Genomic DNA, 3,178 nt, shown 5'->3' on the forward strand with positions numbered 1-3,178 from the left:
ATGGATCTCAATCCCATAGGGGGGAGCAATATAACAGATATTCTTGTCACTATTTACGATTGATGAGGCCTGGTCCAGCGTTGGAGGACCGTTTGGAGCCCTGGGCAGCCTTTACAAACGGCCTGCGAAGGGCGGAAAGAGGTGTTCCCGGGATGACAGCAAGGAAAGCCGCGAAGGGCTACCTGACGAAAAGTCGGTATGCTTATATGACCATCAGGGAAGGGATCGTAGCTCGACGCTACCTTCCAGGATCCCCGATGATTATAACGGCCCTGAGCAAAAGCCTTGGAGTGAGCGAAACACCCGTCAGGGATGCCATAAAGATGCTCATTTCCGAGGGGTTCGTGGTCTCCAGCGATCACGTGGGGGCGAGGGTGGCAAGCCCCTCCCTGGAGGACCTGAAAAATATGTTTGAAATCCTGTTGAGCCTGCAGGGTATCGCAACTAGGATGGCAGTCTACCAGGGTTCAGGGGTTCTTCTCGAAGAGCTGGGAGAGATCCTGGAAAAAACGAAGCTCTACATTCATGAGCAACGCCACGAGGAATACGGAATCCTGAACGACCGTTTCCATGATTCGATCGAGAGCCGATGCTGCAACGCGGAGTTGATTTCCATCATCAACTCCTACAGGGAAAAAACCGGCTGGGTGCGCTCCCTCTTTGTACTGAACCCGAAACGCCTTGAAGAGTCCTTTGACGAACACGTTGAAATTTTTGACGCCCTCAAGAACCGGAAAGCCACAAGAGCTGAAAAAATTCTGAAAAAACATTTACTGATTTCATTTAACGCTTATCTCGATTTCTTGAAAAAAGAGAAGGGATATGAAGGAAAAGAATACGAGATAGATGGAAGCCGATGGATCTGAAGCAGCTGGGCCTTTATTAAAATGTCTCCTCGCCGTCACGGCGAGGAGACAAAAAGCTTCCCTTCGTAACCAGGGGCGCCGGCGCGCCGGTCGATTTACAAAGCGGCGATCGTTTGGACCTCAACCAGGAAGGGTTCCTGGACGAGCCTGTCAACCATCAAAAGGGTGTTGGGAGGATAGACCCCATCGGGGAAGAAGCGCGGAAATTCCCGCTTCCGGTACTCCATGAACTTTGGGATATCCTGGGAGTGAACCAGGTAGGTCGTGAACTGCACGACCTGGTTCCATCCAGCCCCCGCCGAGGCCAGGGCGGCTTCGATATTCTTGAAAACTTGGGTGCATTGGGCGTCAAAATCATCTTTCCCGACAATGTTTCCGGCCCCGTCGGCCGAGAGCATGCCGGAGATGAAAAGGAACTCGCCGGCTTTGACCCGGGTTATGTGAGAGTACTGTCCAAGGGGTTTCCCCAAGGTATCAGCGTTGTAGATCCTGATTTCGGCCATTGATAGATCCTCCCCTATTTTGAATTTGACTACTGGTTTTTACGTAGCTTATAAAGGTCGAGCCGAACTGCCTGTGGCCTGTTCCACTGGATAATTCTTCGCAATTATACAACACAACGCTCGTCCAAAGGCAAAGACGGCCTACGGCGCCGACAAAGGACTGGAAATGACGGAGGGGTGGAAAAAGCATCCCTGTTACGAATGATAGGTACGATAGAACCAGAAAAAAGCACGAAAGGAGAGTTTTCGCCATGTGGAAAAGCATTTCATTCATCACCCCCGATATTGTTTTTGGGATGGATGCAGTGAGGGTCACCGGTGAGAAGATCAAATATCTCAAAGGGAAAAGAGTTTTGATAATTACCGGTCCTTCGGTGAAGTCATCGGGGGCCCTGGACAAGGTATTGGAATCGGTGAAAAATGCGGGGATAGATTTTGACGTCAATGTTCAGCAGCGCTCGACCCCGGAACCGACCACCGAGCTCGCGGAAGAAGTGGCGAGGTACATCGTCGACGGCAAATTTGACGTGGTAGTAGGCTTAGGAGGAGGCAGCATCCTCGATGTGGCGAAGATGTCCTCGGCGCTGACCACGAATCCCGGTAAAACCCGCGATTACTTTGGTCCCGGCAAGGTTAAGAGTAAGGGGCTCCCCACGATAATGATCCCCACGACCGCTGGGACCGGTTCAGAGGTCACCAAGCACGCCATCTTCCTGGACCAGGAGAACAACGTGAAAAAAGCTGTAGCTTCTTCAGCCCTGCTCCCCGATGTGGCCATAGTCGACCCGATGCTGACCGTGACATCGCCGCGCAAGGTAACCAGCGCTTCGGGGTTCGATGCTTGGCTCCATGCCGCCGAGCCCTTTGTCTCGAAAAACGCGAACCCCATCACCGACGCCCTGGCCCTGCAGGCGGTGAGCATGATCGCGAAGCACCTGGGCGTGGCATGGTCGGACCCCGACGACCTCGATGCCCGGTACCATGTGTCCCTTGGTTCCCTCATGTCGGGCATGGTCCTCAACAACGCCGGAACCAGCCTTGTGCACGCCCTGGCCTATCCCATAGGCGGCGAGTACCACGCCACCCACGGAATCTCCCTCAGCGTGCTCCTTATCTCGTGCTTCAAGGCGATAGCAGCCTCGAAGGGAGAGCGCCTAGTCCAGATCGCCAGGGCGATGGGCGAAAACGTGGATGGCCTATCCACCCGGGAAGGGGTTGAGGTCGCCCTCGATGCCATGGCGGCTTTCATGAAGAGCGTCGAACTCCCTATCAGCCTCGAGGAAATAGGGATAACGGACCGGTCCGGCGTGGAACGGTGGGCTGTCGAAGGATGGAACGAGAGGCGCCTCCTGGGCCGCTGTGCCCGCGATCTTACCGTTGAAGACATAGCCGCCATATACAGGGATGCCTTCGAGGCGAGGATCCTGGGTTGGGTTTAGGATGCATGGAAAAGTCGGAAAATAAGGTGGGAAACGGCATCGGGCGAACAGGCCGGTGCCGATAGCTGCACCAGCGCGCGATAAACATTACGCAAGCAAATATCGGCGCCCGACTTTTCTTCGCGATGAGCCCCGGTAATCACCGGGAGAAGCGAGACCTGCCCGGGATGCCCTTCAATTGAGGGGTTCCTGGGCTGTCTTGCAGAGGAGGAATAAAAATGGCAACGATCCACGACAAGAGCGCGACACCATGGAAGACGGACAAATGGTTTACGAGCCCTTGGAATTTCATCCCCGAGGTCCGGGAGGGGATGCAGTTTTCCCCGAACATCCAGTTCCACGACGTGTCTCTCCGCGACGGCGAGCAACA

4 protein-coding genes are annotated in these 3,178 nt (G+C 54.5%); 3 read left to right on the plus strand and 1 reads right to left on the minus strand.

Annotation, left to right across the window (positions count from 1 at the left end; translation table 11 throughout):
• Positions 1 to 152: 152 nt before the first annotated feature.
• Positions 153 to 866 carry a GntR family transcriptional regulator gene (locus GX108_02290; protein NLO55876.1) on the plus strand — a complete coding sequence of 238 codons (714 nt, stop codon included), beginning with the start codon at positions 153 to 155 and terminating at the stop codon, positions 864 to 866.
• Positions 867 to 961: 95 nt separating this feature from the next.
• Here the strand turns inward: GX108_02290 and GX108_02295 are convergent, their stop codons facing one another.
• Positions 962 to 1,369 (minus strand): RidA family protein, encoded by a 408-nt coding sequence (locus GX108_02295; GenBank protein ID NLO55877.1) that lies wholly within the window; start codon positions 1,367 to 1,369, stop codon positions 962 to 964.
• A gap of 251 nt (positions 1,370 to 1,620) precedes the next feature.
• Between GX108_02295 and GX108_02300 the strand changes: the two genes are divergently transcribed.
• Positions 1,621 to 2,808 carry an iron-containing alcohol dehydrogenase gene (locus GX108_02300; protein ID NLO55878.1) on the plus strand — a complete coding sequence of 396 codons (1,188 nt, stop codon included), beginning with the start codon at positions 1,621 to 1,623 and terminating at the stop codon, positions 2,806 to 2,808.
• A gap of 218 nt (positions 2,809 to 3,026) precedes the next feature.
• Positions 3,027 to 3,178 (plus strand): pyruvate carboxyltransferase (locus tag GX108_02305; protein ID NLO55879.1); only part of this gene is annotated, 152 nt, incomplete at its 3' end.

Source organism: Thermovirga sp. (genome assembly GCA_012523215.1).
Lineage (GTDB): Bacteria > Synergistota > Synergistia > Synergistales > Thermovirgaceae > 58-81.